General features: G+C 44.7%; 14 protein-coding genes. 8 read left to right on the top strand and 6 right to left on the bottom strand.

The genetic code is table 11. From position 1 onward, the window contains the following. Window positions 1-593: 593 nt before the first annotated feature. Window positions 594-959: an Lcl C-terminal domain-containing protein gene (locus tag AC06MN_RS02700; RefSeq protein ID WP_475670811.1), complete on the top strand. Its 366-nt coding sequence runs from the start codon at window positions 594-596 to the stop codon at window positions 957-959. 653 nt (window positions 960-1612) lie between these two features. On the opposite strand, the gene AC06MN_RS02695 is transcribed toward AC06MN_RS02700, so the two are convergent. From AC06MN_RS02695 to AC06MN_RS02670, 6 genes are all read right to left on the bottom strand, one after another. Continuing rightward, the gene (locus tag AC06MN_RS02695) at window positions 1613-2800 is read right to left on the bottom strand and encodes a DNA-methyltransferase (protein ID WP_475670810.1); all 1188 of its coding nucleotides are present in this window, start codon (window positions 2798-2800) and stop codon (window positions 1613-1615) included. 5 nt (window positions 2801-2805) lie between these two features. Beyond that, window positions 2806-4515 carry an AlwI family type II restriction endonuclease gene (locus AC06MN_RS02690; RefSeq protein ID WP_475670809.1) on the bottom strand — a complete coding sequence of 570 codons (1710 nt, stop codon included), beginning with the start codon at window positions 4513-4515 and terminating at the stop codon, window positions 2806-2808. Window positions 4516-4526: 11 nt separating this feature from the next. Then, window positions 4527-5399 carry a DNA adenine methylase gene (locus tag AC06MN_RS02685; RefSeq protein ID WP_475670808.1) on the bottom strand — a complete coding sequence of 291 codons (873 nt, stop codon included), beginning with the start codon at window positions 5397-5399 and terminating at the stop codon, window positions 4527-4529. Next, complete coding sequence (locus AC06MN_RS02680) at window positions 5396-6097, bottom strand: DNA-methyltransferase (protein WP_475670807.1); 702 nt, start codon at window positions 6095-6097, stop codon at window positions 5396-5398. The genes AC06MN_RS02685 and AC06MN_RS02680 overlap by 4 nt, the downstream gene beginning before the upstream one ends. Window positions 6098-6410: 313 nt before the next feature. Next, entirely contained in the window at window positions 6411-7475 is a 1065-nt protein-coding gene (locus tag AC06MN_RS02675; protein ID WP_475670862.1) for a PDDEXK nuclease domain-containing protein, read from the bottom strand. A 107-nt stretch (window positions 7476-7582) separates the two neighbouring features. Next, window positions 7583-8719 carry a PDDEXK nuclease domain-containing protein gene (locus AC06MN_RS02670; protein ID WP_475670806.1) on the bottom strand — a complete coding sequence of 379 codons (1137 nt, stop codon included), beginning with the start codon at window positions 8717-8719 and terminating at the stop codon, window positions 7583-7585. Between the two features lie 172 nt (window positions 8720-8891). Here AC06MN_RS02670 and AC06MN_RS02665 point away from each other — a divergent pair, with 172 nt between their 5' ends. From AC06MN_RS02665 to AC06MN_RS02635, 7 genes are all read left to right on the top strand, one after another. Next, on the top strand, window positions 8892-9218 hold the full coding sequence (locus AC06MN_RS02665; RefSeq protein WP_475670805.1) for a hypothetical protein: 327 nt from the start codon (window positions 8892-8894) through the stop codon (window positions 9216-9218). 4 nt (window positions 9219-9222) lie between these two features. Next, window positions 9223-9789, top strand: a complete 567-nt coding sequence (locus tag AC06MN_RS02660) for a hypothetical protein (RefSeq protein ID WP_475670804.1) — start codon at window positions 9223-9225, stop codon at window positions 9787-9789. Continuing rightward, window positions 9786-10253 (top strand): hypothetical protein, encoded by a 468-nt coding sequence (locus tag AC06MN_RS02655; protein WP_475670803.1) that lies wholly within the window; start codon window positions 9786-9788, stop codon window positions 10251-10253. The genes AC06MN_RS02660 and AC06MN_RS02655 overlap by 4 nt, the downstream gene beginning before the upstream one ends. Window positions 10254-10265: 12 nt before the next feature. After that, the gene (locus AC06MN_RS02650; protein WP_475670802.1) at window positions 10266-13742 is read left to right on the top strand and encodes a leucine-rich repeat domain-containing protein; all 3477 of its coding nucleotides are present in this window, start codon (window positions 10266-10268) and stop codon (window positions 13740-13742) included. A 200-nt stretch (window positions 13743-13942) separates the two neighbouring features. Further along, window positions 13943-14218 (top strand): hypothetical protein, encoded by a 276-nt coding sequence (locus AC06MN_RS02645; protein ID WP_475670801.1) that lies wholly within the window; start codon window positions 13943-13945, stop codon window positions 14216-14218. A gap of 632 nt (window positions 14219-14850) precedes the next feature. After that, window positions 14851-16005 carry a hypothetical protein gene (locus AC06MN_RS02640; protein ID WP_475670800.1) on the top strand — a complete coding sequence of 385 codons (1155 nt, stop codon included), beginning with the start codon at window positions 14851-14853 and terminating at the stop codon, window positions 16003-16005. Between the two features lie 625 nt (window positions 16006-16630). Beyond that, window positions 16631-16877 (top strand): hypothetical protein (locus tag AC06MN_RS02635; RefSeq protein ID WP_475670799.1); only part of this gene is annotated, 247 nt, incomplete at its 3' end.

Raw genomic sequence — 16877 nt, 5'->3', positions numbered from 1 at the left:
AGTGCCAAGATTAAATAAGTAGGTGATTAAAATTAGTTTACATATTGAAAACGAGGCATCGAGGTCGCGGGAATGCGAGATTACGAGGCATTCCGGCATCCCGAAGCCTCGCAGTCTCGAAATCCCGTGTCCTTTATAATGTAGTTTAATTTTGAATAGTTACTTATCATATTGATGACCAAAAGTTTTCTATCTTTGCGGCTTGAAGAAACAGCAGTTAAAAATAAGTCAAGCAAATAAAAAGTTGCCCCCGACACGTATCAGGGGTTTGTAAAATGAAAAGACATTTCAAGACATTAGCAATGGTTATGACCTGCATGGCAATGGCGCTGTGCGTATCATGCAAGAAAGACAATGACGATCCGAGTGACGATCACGCATACGTTGACCTCGGCCTGCCGAGTGGGCTTCTGTGGGCGACGTGCAACGTCGGCGCGGACAGCCCAGAAGACTACGGCGACTACTTCGCCTGGGGCGAGACGACCACAAAGAGTTCTTACAGCTGGGACACCTACCAGTGGTGTAACGGCAGTTACGATAATCTCACGAAGTACAACTCGGATCCTGACTACGGCACTGTTGACGACAGAACCGTGCTTGAACCAGCAGACGACGCGGCTTTCGTGAACTGGGGCGGTGACTGGCGAATGCCGACAGTTGACGAGTTGGAAGAACTGGAAGACAACTGCACATGGGAATGGACGGCTCAGGACGGAAAGGACGGCTATCGCGTCACAGGTTCCAATGGCAACAGCATCTTCTTGCCTGCCGCCGGCTGCTACTACGGTGACAGCATCAGCTACGTCGGCTCCTGCGGCTTCTACTGGTCGAGTTCGCATGGCGACGGCTATCCGTTCGCGTCGTATGACTTGGGCTTCGATTCTGGCTACCTTGGCACGAACGACTTCGACCGTTACTATGGACACTCCGTCCGTCCGGTCTACCAGCCTCGGAATTAACCCGAGTCTGCCCTAAATGCACGGAATGTTTGTCCACAGGATTTCCATAATACGTGGTCATTATCAACCCTCAATCGGGCAAATCAATCTAATTGTTGGTTGTTCGCTAATTAGTGGACAACCAACAGCTTTTTCAACATGAATTTCCGTGAATTAGCCACGAATTATCATAAATTGGCTTTGTGTCATTATCTTTCTAAGAAATGAAAACAAGCGACATGGGCAATGCCAAGGCCGTGTTTTTTGCACACCGTCCGGCATTTTTTTGAGGGTTTTCTCCGCTGCGCAGCGAAGCGGAGTGGGAGGGAAGCGGCAGGAGACTGGATGCGGAGGCAGCCTTGGTACGGCCTTGGTATAGTGCGCACCTCGGCATGGCGATTTTGTCATTTTGTCATTTGTCAAAAAATCACAATAAGCGATTTCGATGTCCCAATCGCTTTTCGCCTACTTATTATACCTAATTAATAGTATTATTAATTATTTTGTTAATAGGTGACAAATGGCGAAGAGGTTGAATTTGCTTATTGTGACAAAATGACAAATGATTTTTTGACAAAATGAATTTTGTTATATTATTGATAATGAGTTTGTTGGTTAATAATGGCATTGTAATTTTGTCACAGCTAAGTTGAAAGTTTTGTTGGCAAATTTCATCACTTCAGGCCGATGAAGTCGCTCAGAGGACGGATTTTGGCGCGGTAGGTGTTGAGGCGTTGGCGCAAATCGATGTCTTTTGCAAAAGGAATCTCCTTGCTGTTGTCGAAAAGTAGGACGATGTAGTAGGGTGCGTGTTCGAGCGAGAAGCCGTGCTGTTCGAGGGTCTCGCGCGTCCAAATCTGGAAGCAGCCTTTGGTTTTGAGGCGGAACATGCTGGCATTGCTGCCTCCTGTGTGCAGCACGATGTAGTTCATGCGTTTGAAACCCGGTGTGACTTGCAGCGAGCCTTGTGAATCGCCGGCGCGCAGGTAGCAGATGCCTTTTTCAATCATCAGAAGGCGCAGGTCTTTGCGGGCGTGGTTGACGAGGACTGTAGTTTCTTCGGGATTTTCCTTCATTTTGCGAAGCATTTTGGCGGCAGTCTTCGGGTCGTCGATTCCCTCACGGCGGCGTTGGCCCAGCTGTAGGTATTCTTCGCTTTGGTCGATGCCGGTGAAATTGCGGCCGAGCAGGTTGGCGGCGATGCCTGTGGTGCAGCTCCCGGCGAAAGGATCGAGGATGTGGTCGCCCTCGTGGGTGCAGGCCAGAATGATGCGGTAGAGCAGGTGCAGGGGTTTCTGAGTGGGGTGCTTGCCGCAGCGTTTCTCCCAAAGGCCCACCGAGGGAAGACGCCATACGTCGGGCATGTGACGCCCTCCGTTGAGGGATTTGAGCAAATCGTAATTGAAAAAATGTCCTTTCTCTTTGCATTTCCTAGCCCAAATGAGGTATTCGGCAGAAAAGTTGAAGCGTTGTTTTGTGAAAGTTACAGGCGGGTCGGATTTTTGCCAGACGATAATGTTGAGGATTTTGAAATCTAATTCATCGAGGCAACGTGCCACTTGAAAGATGTTGTGATAGGTTCCTGAGATCCATATAGTTCCGTTGTCTTTGAGCGTGTCGCGGCAAGGTTTCAGCCAGCGCATGTTGAAATTGTAAACTTCCTGTTGTGAAGTCATGGTGTCCCATTCGCCTTTGTCGAAGGTTCTGACATAACCGCTGCGTGTGGTGATGGTAAAGCCTTTGGATAAAAAATAAGGCGGGTCGGCAAAGACCATGTCGAACTGCTGTTTTAGTTGCGGCATGATGGTAGTACAATCGCCGTGGTGGAGGTGAAATGAAAGTTGCGAATTATGGTTTCTCATATTTTTTATGCTAACGGTTTGTATCGATAAGTGTTTATCTTTTCAGAGAAATCGTCTGGCGATAGTCTTTTAAGCAATGACACGATTTCGTCGAAATTCAATCCGAGGTCTTTTATCGTATCACTTTCGTCGAACAGACCGATTGTTTTGTCGATAGTTATTGAAGCAATGTTGGCATTGTCAGTTATGGCTTTGAATCTAAAAAATTCAATAACATCAGAGTGAACGACAGGAGCTATCATCATTACGCGATAAGGAACCTCATATTTTTGTTCTTCACTTTTCATGTGTCTCACTATGTTTGCCGTTTCACTGTTTAATTGTTGACTTTTACTGGTAATCATTGTCGGCTCAAGGATATAAGAAGCATTGCTGTTGTGGAAAATAATGTCTCCTTTTCCTCCTGGAGCACAATGAAGGGGAATTCCGTCTTCATCGTAAATGATGTTTGAAATCAGGCCTTTTAATCCATATTTCTTGCCGAAATATAAAGCCAACAAGTATTCTAATCTTAAAGGTTCTGAAATTGAATCCAATTCAGATTTCTTGTCAAGATGATTAGCAAGTATTAATAGTTCTCTGCTGATGAAAGAAAAATCGTATTTATCAACGGCTTTCTGTAGAGACTTTGAATAGAATTGCCGGTCAAGGAACTCTTCTTTTTCTTCTAACGAATAAGATTCGTTCAATGTGATTCCAAGGATTTTTGTTTTTTCATTAACGATTTTTTCCCTAAGTGTAAGATTGTTTTCCCATGGGATAATTTGGTTGTTTAAGAAATCGTAATAATCTTTGGTGGAGCAGAAATCTTCAAATTTGTAATCTCTGTATGCTGCTAGAATAGTCTCGACTTTTGCTCTGTTATAGTTGGAAAAGTCAATATAGCGGTAGGAGAAAGAACCTCTTCGAACAACTAATCCTGTCATTTCAAATTTGCGTAACACTTCGTCAGGATAATCGTTTATCACATGTTTGAAGTCCATGGGAAGAATGTCTTCGTTTTCAAGATAACTTTCAAGATAATGTTTGTTTGCTTCAAATCTGAATTGCTTACGGTATTCGATGATTTTATCTGCGCATGATAGATAGTCACAGTCTTTCATGGTTAGGACAAAAGCCCCGAATTCATGGAATAAAAGTCCTTTACCAATGTTTCTGCTGTTCATTTTTTCCCATCTTCTGTTCACTTCATCAATGACAAACAATGTGTTTAGAAAGGGACGTGATTCGTTGAATATTGAAGACCTTATTATACTTTTTGCATGAGTGCCTAACATTGCTTTAGTATATACGATTGTCGGGTCTTTTATGTTGTCAATCAGTTCCTTGCCAAGTGGTGTAAGCGTGATTTTGGGGGTTCTGGTTGGATTTTCAAACATGAGGAAACCTTGGTCTTTAAGGGCTCTTAGTTGTGTCATAACCCTTCCTGCATCTCCACAAGCCTGAGGATTGTTGCGTATGGCACTTTTAATTTCCTCCATGGTTAATTCTTCGCCGTTTTCCCATTTCAAACGAATGGAGTCTGGAACATTTGAAAGGTGGTAAGTACCATTCCTAACCAACTCGTAATAGTATTTGAGTTTTGTGTATTCATCGAAAACCATTCCATTGAAAGGTTCGAATATTTGAAGGAATTCCCTGTTCCTTTTGGGATTTCGTATTGTCGTGTTGAAGCAAAACACTTTATAACCAGAACGATTGCCTGCTGTTCCCATGTTGTTTTTGTTTAGTAATTGGTTATTAAGACTTCTATTGAATCCGTCACATTCTTTTTTTGGTAGTTGGCATTCCTATATTGCCGTTTCAAAAGATGAGTGTTGTATTTTTTTGCCCATTCTTTTAGCGGGAGATTTTCTTTTCCATTAGAGAGCATCACATTCGACATTGCGAAAAGTGAATTTCTGGCGTGTAAATCATCGATCAAGGAAAACAATTGTTCATCATCTTGTGACGACCAAGAACTGTTATATGGAGCTGTTGTGATTGAATATGGAGGGTCGAAGTAATAAAATGCTTCTGTGTCTTGATATAGTCTTTTGTCGGTAAAATCAAGGGTAGAGAAGGAAATGTTTTTTGTTTTGATTCCGTCAACAAAGGAAATCATATTGTTGTAAATGGAATTTGAAAAATCCACCTTCCCCACAGGAACATTAAAGATACCATCCGCATTAAAACGCAAGTAATGGTTGAACCCATAAATCAATAATGCAACAAGTTTTCTAATGTCTTTATCTTTGTTATAATCATCTTTGAGTTTGTTGTAACCTTGTTTGTTGTATAAAGACAGTCCTTCGTGTTTATGTTCTATGTAGAAACCTTTGGGTTTGGTTCTTGAATAGGTCAAGCCATATTGGGCAATGATTGTTTCCATATCGGCAATAATGCTTTTTGAACAATGTCCGTAGAAATATTTAAGGACTTGTATTGTGAATGGATTGTTGTCGTTGCAATATATATTGACACATGATGCATTTGCTCCAACAACTCCACTTCCACAAAACACATCTACCATCGAATTGTAGTTCTTAGGAAACAAAGGGATGATTTCTTTCAAAAGTTTGTTCTTGTTTCCTGGATAGCTTATCGGATTTGTTATCATAGCCTTGACAGTGCTTTTTCGTAGTAATCGGTCTCAATTTCGCTTCCAATAAAACTTCTGTTGAGTTGCTTGCAAGCCACAGCGGTTGTTCCTGACCCGAAAAAAGGGTCAAATATGCAGTCGCCCTCGTTTGAGTGTATCTTTATTAGTTCAGAAAAAACCTCAAGACTTTTCTGAGTAGGATGCAACCTCTTGTTTTTGCCAAGAATGACTCCTGATTTAAATACAGGCCTAATGTAAGGCATGTCCGATGGTTTGTTGAAAGTCCATTTCTTTTTTCCCTTGACAGCCCATAGAGCCACTTCAATATCCATTACATATCGACTGTTTACATTTCTTGGCATAGGATTGCTTTTTTCCCATCTTATCAAGTCTTTGATTAGGAATCCATTGGATTCAAGTGTCTCGACAAGATATGAAAGGTTTTTCCAGTCATTGAATATGATGATAGATCCTCCTTCTTTCACCAATGGAGCACAGAGACTAATCCATTCCTTTTGGTTGAAATTATAATCCCATTCGCCATAATCCATGCCTGCTCTGCCCATGTTGGAAAAACCAAGTTGGTGAGTCCTGCTCACGCAATATGGTGGGTCGGTCAGAATAAGGTCGACAGAACTCTTGCTATCGACCATTTTTGCGACTAAATCTTTGTAGTCACAGTTGTAGAGATTGATACCAGATATTGTATTTCCCATAATCTACGCTTTGTTAGCGTGAACTGATTACATCGGAAAGGCGAGGAGGGGCAGTGCAAAAAAAAGCGTGGACGAAATCTTATCCACGCTCTGGGCACTTGGCCTCGCCCTCTACTAGATAAGTCCCGCCCACACTATTGCGTAGGCATTTACTGAACTTATCCGGAAGTAGAATTCATCAAACGGCCAAGTTTTCAGAGCATTCCGAATAAATAGCAAACGCTATGGTTAATAATTATATGTCAGTCAATTAGATTTTGTCTTTCGTTTTGTCGTGTTTTGATTTTGTGTTGATATATGATTTTGTTGGGTTTTATATCTCGGGGTTTTGCAGCATGAAGAATTCCTTTTGCCTTTCTATCTCGCGTTTCAGTTCTTCCTTGGTGGGCAGGTATAGCTGATATTTTGCAGCATATAACTGTTCGTTTTTTGCCAATGAAGAGTATTTAGCCACATCATAATTTGTGTCGGCGCACAGAATGATTCCGATGGTAGGGTTGTCGTCTTCCGATTTCTTCAGCGTGTCATACATTTGCAGGTACATATCCATCTGCCCGACATCCTGATAACTGATTTTTTCTGTCTTTAAGTCAATTAAAATGAAACATTTTAGCAGGTAGTTGTAGAAAACGAGGTCTATGTAATAATCTGTTTCATCAGTCCGGATATGTTGCTGACGCGCAACAAAAGCATACCCTTTCCCAAGCTCCATCAGGAATTTCTGTATGTTGCTAATGATGGCCGATTCGAGTTGTGTCTCTGAAAAATCGCTGTTTGGTGCAAGCCCTAAGAACTCGGCTACAATAGGGTTTTTGATAAATTCAAGTTTGTCTTGCTGGTAAGGCTTAGTCAACTGCTGCATTTCGGAAGTCACGTTTTCTTTCTTCTGTGAAAGCAACAGCCTGTGGTAATATTGCGAGCTGATGTTGCGTTCCAATGTGCGCACGCTCCAGGTCTGGTCGGCAGCTTCCTTAAGATACCAATCTCTTTCTTCTTGATTTTCAATTTTCAGCAAAGACCTAATGTGCGACCATGTGAGATTCTGCACACGCGTGTGCAGAATCGTGTCGTCGTTGTATCTGGGGAAGACAAGGAAAAACTGTTTGAAATACCAAAGGTTGCGAGTGCCAAAGCCTTTGCCATAGGCATTTGTCAATTCCTGTGATAGCATATCGATGATTTGCTTTCCATAGTCGGCGCGGTTGTTTCCATGCTGCTCCTCTTTCACGATGCGTTCGCCGATATGCCAGTAAGTCTCTATCATCACCGCATTGACCGAGGCATAGGCTTGCAGCCGTCCGCGCTCCACAATCTGCTTGATGTCGGCAATGAACTGGAAACTGCTGTCGTCATGAATTATGTTGTTATCGTTTTCCATTGGGTTATCCGTCTTTCGTGTCATTAGCAAACGCTATGGTTAATAATTATATGTCAGTCAAATGAGTGTTTTTTTCTTGTTAATTGATTGGTTGTTAATGAAATGTTTTATTTATCATTCAAGTTTTCTTCGATTTCCTGTATTGTCGGTATCATTCCCTCAACTTTACTTGGATACAGCTTCTCCAATTCAAAATCTGATATTCCTAATGGCTGGCTACTTGACTCCAGTGCGTATTGAGCTAATAGTTTGTCCTTGCTTTTGCAAATGAGTAATCCGATTGTAGGGTTGTCGTCGTCTCGTTTTACGATATGGTTCACCGATGCAACATAGCCACCTAATTGTCCGACATCCTGAAAATCGAAATCGCCCATCTTCACCTCGATGACGATGTAACACCTAAGATTCAGATGATAAAAGAGAAGGTCTATGAATTTTTCCTTCTGCCCGATTTGCAAACGGTATTCCTTGCCAACGTATGCAAAACCCGTTCCCAATTCAATCAGGAAATCTGTGATGTTTTTCAACAGTTGGGACTTGAATCGAGCCTCGTTGTATTTCCCTGTAATGTCGGCAAATGCAAAATTATACGGGTCTTTGGTGATTTCTTGGGCAAGGTCGCTCATGGGTTCGGGCAAGGTCGCCTTGAAATTGGTTAAGGCTTTTCCTTCTCTTTCGTACAGACCAGTGTCAATCCAGTTAAGAAGCATTGCACGGCTCCAACCGTTTTCAATGGTTTTTCTGACAAAAAACAAAGCCTTGCAGACATCGCCTTTCGCATAATCCATAATCACGCAATGATGTCCCCAAGGAATTTGGAAAACTCCAACAAGTTGTTGGAATTTTTCCGAACGGTCTATCTCTCCAAGCAAACTCAGTCTGTCTAAACCATTTAATTCGCTCAACGGCTCCATCCCAATTTTTCCAACAGCTTGTTGGAAAACTGTTCCAGCCTGATTATAAAGCTGATAAAACTTTTTGCAATAGTAAATGTTCGATTTCGACAAACCATCGACACCAGGTAACGCCATGCGCAAATCCTTGCTGAGTTGCATTATTACACTTTCGCCCCACCGTTCTTCAACATGCATTTCCACAAGGTCGCGCCCCAGAAACCAATTAAAGAATAGCTTTTCGGAATTAACCTTGACAGCAGCTTTTATCTGACTGCTCCTATACCGAGCAGCCAAAGCTTCAACCCATTCTTGGTATTCTTTATCTAATATGTTGATGCTTTTACTCATTATGCTCCCAACGCTATGCTTAATAATTATATGTCAGTCGGTTGACTTGCCGGCAGACGGAATCTGTCGCCTTTGTTCGCTCAACAAAAATAGGAATAATTCATTTATGACGGCTTTTTTTTAGCGGCATCTGGAAAATTTGTAAATGGCACATCCTAAATGACATCTCGATATGACCCAACGTGACGCCATTATTGCTGCGCTCAAGGAACAGCTTTCGGTGAAAAACTGCGTCACCTTGGAACAAATTGAGGCAAAGCTCATGGCGTTGCCCGACTGGCAGACGGTGGATAAACGCATCGACAATCTGAGACTTTCCGGAATGTTTGGCGAGACTGATCTGGCAAGGGTGGAAGCCAATGTGATGAAAGCGTTCAAGGCCATGCAGGCAGACGCCATGAAAGGTGTCACCATCAATCAGGACAACAGCAACTGCAATATTTTCACGGGCAATGTCAACGGTGCCCAGTTCCAGCAACCTTTGAATCCAATGCAATAGACTTATGGATGAAGAAAAGAAGCCTACGGTAATTCTGCATCAGGAGAATCACAACTGCAATATCTTCCAAGGCAATATCTTTGGCGGCGTGTTCCCATTGCCGGGCAGCACGGTGAATTATTGCCAGGGAGGTGAAAGAAATGAAAATCTACAGTCATCCGCAAGTGAAGATTCCTTGAGCAGAGAGGACCGCATTTGCCATTGCGTGGAACAGCTCATCGACGAGGATGTCATCCGAAAAAAGGGAGACTTGGCCGCTGTTCGTCAGGTGCTGTTGGATAAAGAGTATTATGATGATATCCAGACGACAAAATTCGTGCAACTGCTGAAAAAGGGCTGTTCCCCGAAAGTCCATGACAGGCCGCCGCCGCTTATCTATCACTCCCGAAGTTCTCCGTTCCCGACCGCAGGGCGGGAATCTTTATTTAGGTCTGAAGCGGCAGGCATGAAGAAGCAAAGATTAATGAAAGATTCGTGTCAGATTAGTTTCCCAAAACACAAAACCAAACCAAATTTCCCCTACCTTTGCCGCCCAAATTGCGTAAACAAAAAACAATTACATACCAAATGAAGAAAACATTTCTCATTCTCGCAACCCTGCTGTGCAGCTGCTTCGCGCTGAAGGCGCAAGAACTTATGCCGCTTAACGCGTATTCGCCAGTGGGCGAATTGGGAACAATCGGCGGACGTGAGGCCATAGTGGTCGATCTCGGCGGCAGCATCGGCAAGGTGGCCGTCGCTACAAAAAACATTGGAGCAACCGACGACAACCCATACGGCACCGAATTTAATTCAGAAGAAGCCTTCGACACCAGTGTGACCGGCCTGACCGACGGATGGTATGTGCCCTCAGCGGCTGAGCTTGAAGCCCTGATGGGCCACCTGCAAGCTAACCAAGCGTTCACAGGACTCGAATGGAACGTCACCCAGACATCGGCTTTGCAGTTCCCCGGCTACAAATCGGACGAGGACATACTGGAAATGTACATAGGCTCTTATGCCTCGTCCGACAAACGGCAAGAAGGCGGAAACTAGTATTTCTCTGATTTGGAGTTTCAAATAACAGCAGCTTATGACCTCGACCCCACTATAATCATATATATTAACCAAGAAGTTGACCAAGCCACATTTCAATGCGTTATCCGCCCTTTCCACCAGTTGCTGCCAGACAACGAAATCTTGTACACCTCGGCAAACCACGAGGTGGTGATACCGTATGCTTCCGATGTCTTCGGTGCCAACATCCAAAGCAATGTGTATGATGCCGAGTTAGACCAGGGCGTCATTGTTTTTGACAGAGCTGTTACAAGCATTGGAGACAATGCGTTCTTTAATTGCACCAGTTTGACTTCAATCATCATTCCTAACTCCGTGACAAGCATTGGAAACTATGCGCTCGAACTTTGCACCGGCATAACTTCAATCAACATTCCAAGCTCGGTGACAAGCATTGGATGGTGTGCGTTCGACTATTGCACCAGCTTAACTTCAATCGCCATTCCTGAAAATGTGACGTTTATTGACGGCTTTGCATTCGACAATTGTTCGAGCCTGACTTCAATCAACATTCCTGACAACGTGACAAGCATTGAGAAATATACATTCAACGACTGCTCCAGCCTTACTTCAATCGCCATTCCAAGCACAGTGACGCGCATTGGCGAATATGCATTCGGCGGCTGTTCGGGTCTGACTTCAATAAGACTCCCGAATGGTCTGTTGAGCTTGGAGTCCTTTTCTTTTAATAATTGCACAGGCTTGACCTCAATAACCATTCCAAGCAGCGTGACAAGCATTGGGGACGGCATCCTGTCATCATGTACGTCTTTGCAATCCGTTGCCGTAGAAAGCGGCAATACTGTTTACGACAGCCGCGACAACTGCAATGCCATCATTGAAACAGCAACCAACACCATGATTGCAGGTTTCACATTTTCCGATTTCCCGACGTCGGTCACAACCATCGGCAATTATGCGTTCTTCAATTGCAAAGGCCTGACTTCGATGACGATTCCAAGCACTGTGACGAAGCTGGGAGACCACGCATTCTCTGGTTGCAGCAATCTGGCTTCGATGACGATTCCAAGCACTGTGACGAAGCTGGGAGACTACGCATTTTCTGGTTGCAGGAACCTTGCTTCAATAACGATACCAAGCAGCGTGGAAAGCATTGGAAGTGATGCATTCTCCTACTGCTCAAGCCTGACTTCAATAAGCCTTCCTAACAGCCTGTTAAGTTTAGGAAACCATTCTTTTAGTAATTGCACAGGCTTGACCTCGATAACTATCCCGAATGGCAGCATCGGCAACTGGGCATTTCATGGGTGCTCAGGATTGGAATCGGTAATACTGCAAGACGGCGTGACAAGCATTGGTGACTTTGCTTTTTATGAATGTGCGAGTTTGTCATCAGTAGATATTCCGGGCAGCGTGGCAAGCATTGGAATATATGCATTTCAGGATTGCAGAAGTCTGACTTCCATCACCATTCCGAATGGCAGCATTGGCAAGTGGGCATTTTATGGATGTTCGGAATTGGAATCGGTAATGCTGCAAAACGGTGTGACAGGCATTGGTGACTTTGCATTTGAGTATTGCACAAAATTGCCCTCCATCACCATTCCGGGCAGCGTGGAAAGCATTGGAATGGCTGCTTTTAATGGGTGTTCAGGATTGGAATCGGTAATACTGCAAGACGGCGTGAAAAGCATTGGGGAAGCTGCATTTTACGATTGCACAAAATTGCCCTCCGTCACCATTCCAAGCAGCGTGGAAAGCATTGGCGGATCAGCCTTTGAGAAGTGCAACTTCGCCAACATCATTTCCAAATCTCAAAACGCACCAACCCTGGCTTCAAAAATTCCAAATGCCTCAAACAATGTTTATATTCCTACAGGTGCATTGCAATCATACCAAAACAATTGGGGCAGGTTTGGCTATAACTTCATTGAACAAGACAGAGAAGTTTGCACCTTCAACGGCAACTCAAGCAACGCTTGGAGTGATGCAAGCAACTGGGAGGAAAACGCAGTGCCTACCAAAAACTGCCCAAGTGTGTTCATCAATGCCGACTGTCAGGTGGATGCTGATGCCGAAGTTGGAGCGATTATCGTTGCCGTAGGCATGACGCTCACCGTCGATACCGAAAAAACCTTGAAGCCCGACGGCGTTACCCTTGAAAACGGTGTGCAATTAGTCAACAACGGAACGGTTAACTGCAACGCCATCACCCTTGAAGACGGTGCGCAATTATTCAACAACGGAACGGTTAACAGCAGCAAGCTCACTGTGAAGAAAGACATTACAGGCTATGGCACAGGCGCCGGCAACTGGTATCTGGTTTCACCGCCTGTGGATAAAGACGGTTATTATTGGTATCCAAATATGCTAACCTCCCCGGAAGGATACGACCTTTACCGCTTCGACCAAGCGGGCGACAGCCAAGGCAACGAATGGCTCAACTATAAGGCCAGATATTTCGAACTTGAGAACCAGCGCGGTTACCTCTATGCCAGCAAGAACAACAGGACGATTGTTTTCAGTGGAGTTTTTGCCGCCACCGACACCAAGACATTGGCTTACGATGCAAATGCAGACTTCCCAGGCTTCAACCTGGTGGGCAACCCTTACCCTTGCAACGCCACCATTTCGGGCGAAAACCTGCGTAGCGACAACTATTTCTATATGATGAACGCCCTCGGCACCAACCTTGAGGTCGTTGCCAATCCGGTGCTGGCTCCTTGCACGGGCATCTTCGCCGTGGCGGCCAACAGCGATGCCACCGTCACCTTCACACAAGCAAACACCACCGGCATCGATGTGACCCGTGGCGAGAAGAGCAGCTTGCAGGACATCCGCGTGGAACTCCTTGCCAACGGCAAGGTCATCGACCGCGCCTATCTGAACATGAACGGCGAATCGCTGCCGAAATTCAGGTTGCAGGATAATGCCTCCGGAATTTGTTTCTATCAGAATAAGGAAGAACTGGCCGTTGCTTCGACAAGCTCAACGAGCGGCGCTTCGACAGAATCCGCTTCGACAGGCTCAGCGGGCCGTACGAAAATGCCGCTCAACTTCAAGGCGGCTAAGAATGGCAGCTACACCATCACCGTCAACACCGAAAACGTGGATGCTGAATATCTCCACCTCATCGACAACCTCACGGGTGCCGATGTCGACCTGCTTGCCGCCGCCGCTTCGACATGCTCAGCGAGCACGACAGGCTCAGCGAGCTACAGCTTTGAAGCCAAGACTGACGACTATGCTTCGCGCTTCAAACTGGTGTTCGGCGTAAAGGACGATGCCGCTTCGGTAGGCTCAGCGGGCGATTTTGCCTTCATCAGCAACGGTGAAATCATCATCATCAACGAAGGCCGCGCCACCCTGCAGGTCATCGACGTGATGGGACGCATCGTCAGCAACGAGGAAATCAACGGCAACTGCCGCATCAGCACCAACGGCATGACCGCAGGCGTGTATGTCCTTAACCTCAACGGCATGACGCAGAAGATTGTGGTTGAATAATAAATGATAATGGCTATGTCACAAAACCTTCAAAACTATAGCAAAACTTTGTTCAAGGTAAGGAAGCGGCCAACCGGCACGCTTCCAACGGCGACCCGGTTGGGCGCCGTTACAACCCATGAAAGATAGGTTTTGGAAATGTTTTGAAAGTTTTGTGATACAACTAAGGTTGAACAAATAAACACGCAATAAAAATAAAAATGAAAAAGTTAGTTTTAACATTTGCAATCATTTTCGGCATGACAATCGGTGCATCGGCACAGTATTTCGGCGACAACGGCCAGCCTAACGGCGGCGGTCTCTTTGGCCGCGGCGAGACCCGCGATGCTGACAACGGCGGCAACGTGAGTGCTCCGCTTTTGCCCGGACACGGACAAACCACCAACCAGAATGCAGAGACGCCCCTTGGCAGCGGCGCCCTGCTGCTCATCGGCTTCGGCGCAGCCTACGCCTTGAGCAAGAGAAGCAAGAAGTAAATTTCTTGATTTATTTATATTAAGTGAAAAGCCTTGGCCGTATGGTCAGGGCTTTTTCGGCATGAATTGCCGTGCAAACGGCCACGGAAGATTCTGTGATTTCGATTAGGGAACGCAAGTTTCACAATCAGGAAAGCAATTGACGTTTAATTGTCGATAATTGTCTTCCAATAACATTCTATTCCTGCTTTTCCCCTTTTCCCAAGACAATTGACTATGTCGAAAAGAATATCCACCGACACGAAGTGAGATAATCTTCGATTTCATCGTCAATTTGGGTCAAATATGCGGCGAAGCTTTTTCTTTCCGAATAATAAAACTTGTTTTTGAGACGGATTTTTTTGGGAACGTAAAGACGCACGGCCGTGCGTCTCTACATGCCAACAGATTGTGACTCGGCAAAAATCTTACCTGTTATTTCCGCCGTATGTTTGTTTGACAACAATAACAACTTATGTGGAATAATATATACGAAAGAAATTGCATAATCAAAACATAAAGTTGTATTTTTTGCACTTGAATTGTAGACGATTTTTCATAACCGTCGCGTTGCACGAATCAGATAACAGGTTCTGCTGGTTTGTGCGATAAAATCGGATAAAAGGGACCTACTTAATTTAAAAAATCACTTTATGAACAAATTAAAACTGTTTGCAGTTGCGTTAGCTGTTTCGGCGTTGGTATTTACGTCGTGCAAAAAAGACCCCGTTGATCCCACTTCATCTGAAACGATGTATGTCATGGGTACTTACAAAAACGAATCATTTCTAATGACCAATGATCAGATACACTATTTCCAGAGAACAGACGATAAGGTATTTGCTGCCCTTGATATGGTTGTCCGCGATAATGGTGATGTCTTTGTAGCAGGAGAATTAGATAGTTATGGCTTTGACGCACTTCCACAATCTGCATTGTACAAAAACAATGAGGAGTGCAGCGAATACACATTTGATGCTTCGACGTTTTGCGGCATAGCATTCAAGGATAATGGCGATTTTGTCCTTACCGGACTTCAATGGGGCCAACCGGCAGTGTGGGATGGTACAAACGTTCAGTATTTGCCCATCGTATCAGGAACCGAAATAAGTGTGTGGGATATCTCATCCATTGAATATGTCGATGGGAACGAATTCATTGTCGGCGCATATATGAATCGCGAGGGTGCACATACTCCCGTAGCATGGATGAATCGCCAACTTGTTGAAGTGGGGCAGATGGACAATGCTTCGACAATGGCTTTCGCTGGAACATTAACCAATGGTACAAATTTCAAATTGGCTGGTTTTCATGCGGAAACAGATGGAACTTTTAAAGCTTTCGAATACAATAGTCAGCAACAGAGTTTCACCCAGATACCTTACCAATGGTCAGGGTCAAATACCAGCATGGTTTACGGTCTTGTCAATTCTTCAAAATGGAATGATGCCTCCGGTAGTATTTATTCGTTGGTGACCGAGTATTATTCACATAATCACATTAACCCCATAACAGGAGAAATCGGTGCTGTCGATACCATCAGTGGAGGTTCCTATATTTTGAAAGATGGCCAAGTGATGCCTCAAACGGTATACCAATATCCTAAGGAGAACACACTCGCTTCAATCATTGACATGTCGGTGAACTCAAAGGGTCAAATCGTAACGGTCGGAACCCTTTATGACAAGGAGTATCATGGTGTAAGACCTGCCTATTGGGTGGATGGCGAGTGCCACATTATCAATCCGGAGCGTGTCATTGATGATGGTGTAGCTTCGAAAGTCATCATTAAAAGCATTAAGAAATAAGAGTGCGAAACTATGTCAAAAAAACCAAAAGCATAATTTGATTATGCTTTTGGTTTTTTTTTGTGCCATCATTTTTCTCTCGTGAGCATTCGACTAGAAAAACAAACATGAAGTTGAAAAGAATCAAAGTCAATGCTTCTCATTAGAGAATTGCGCTCCTTAACCGCGAAGGTTTCGTGAGCCGCACTGCCACCTACTCGAAAATCACGGGTGACGAAGTGTTAGAGTATGCCACTCTCAACAGTGGCATTAACCAAGGTCAATTGGGAGCCGTGTGCATCCCAGATGTGCATGGCGGTGGCATAGCGTGTCGTGCATCGCATGGCACATCCTCGACTCCGGCTGTATGTACCATGTTGGCTAACGATGTTCATGCTAACTGTATTCTCTACTCTTCCTCATTTCCAGCGCTACCATGAACTCGATCAAGCAATACCCATTCTCTAGAGAAAAGAGTAGAGGTTGGTCGAGTTCACCTATGACCTTCATCGAGTTCATGGTAGAGGAAGGGTAGAGGAAGGGAGTTGTCACAGCAGGGCGAGCCGTTGGGTTGATGTCAATGGGTCATCCCTTGTATTAAGAAGGTTCCGCAGCGTTGCTTCTGTTTGGTTTCTGAACTCGCATCATGATATTCAGGCGTCTGGAAGACGCTACCTTGGTAACCATGTACGCCACAAGCGTGCGTAGCAGCGTCCCGCCAGGCACATCCCGACAGGCGCATCCGTCAGGCACATCCGCCAGGCAAACCATCCCTCACATATATATAATAAGGTGCCCTCCCGAAAAAGACCCGAGGCGAGTCCTTCCCGAACCGCCTTGGAACGGCATGAAAGCCATGAAACGCGTGCGGATTCCCGCCGGAAACGCGCGGA

The sequence above is a fragment of the Candidatus Limimorpha sp. genome (assembly GCF_056203535.1).
Note: the sequence above shows the minus strand (reverse complement) of the source record. Positions and strands in the feature narration are given on the sequence as shown.

Coding starts and splice junctions, on each gene's coding strand:
- AC06MN_RS02695 (WP_475670810.1), bottom strand. CDS start 2,800: ATGAGAAACCATAATTCGCAACTTTCATTTCACCTCCACCACGGCGAT.
- AC06MN_RS02690 (WP_475670809.1), bottom strand. CDS start 4,515: ATGGGAACAGCAGGCAATCGTTCTGGTTATAAAGTGTTTTGCTTCAAC.
- AC06MN_RS02685 (WP_475670808.1), bottom strand. CDS start 5,399: ATGATAACAAATCCGATAAGCTATCCAGGAAACAAGAACAAACTTTTG.
- AC06MN_RS02680 (WP_475670807.1), bottom strand. CDS start 6,097: ATGGGAAATACAATATCTGGTATCAATCTCTACAACTGTGACTACAAA.
- AC06MN_RS02675 (WP_475670862.1), bottom strand. CDS start 7,475: ATGGAAAACGATAACAACATAATTCATGACGACAGCAGTTTCCAGTTC.
- AC06MN_RS02670 (WP_475670806.1), bottom strand. CDS start 8,719: ATGAGTAAAAGCATCAACATATTAGATAAAGAATACCAAGAATGGGTT.
- AC06MN_RS02665 (WP_475670805.1), top strand. CDS start 8,892: ATGACCCAACGTGACGCCATTATTGCTGCGCTCAAGGAACAGCTTTCG.
- AC06MN_RS02660 (WP_475670804.1), top strand. CDS start 9,223: ATGGATGAAGAAAAGAAGCCTACGGTAATTCTGCATCAGGAGAATCAC.
- AC06MN_RS02655 (WP_475670803.1), top strand. CDS start 9,786: ATGAAGAAAACATTTCTCATTCTCGCAACCCTGCTGTGCAGCTGCTTC.
- AC06MN_RS02645 (WP_475670801.1), top strand. CDS start 13,943: ATGAAAAAGTTAGTTTTAACATTTGCAATCATTTTCGGCATGACAATC.
- AC06MN_RS02640 (WP_475670800.1), top strand. CDS start 14,851: ATGAACAAATTAAAACTGTTTGCAGTTGCGTTAGCTGTTTCGGCGTTG.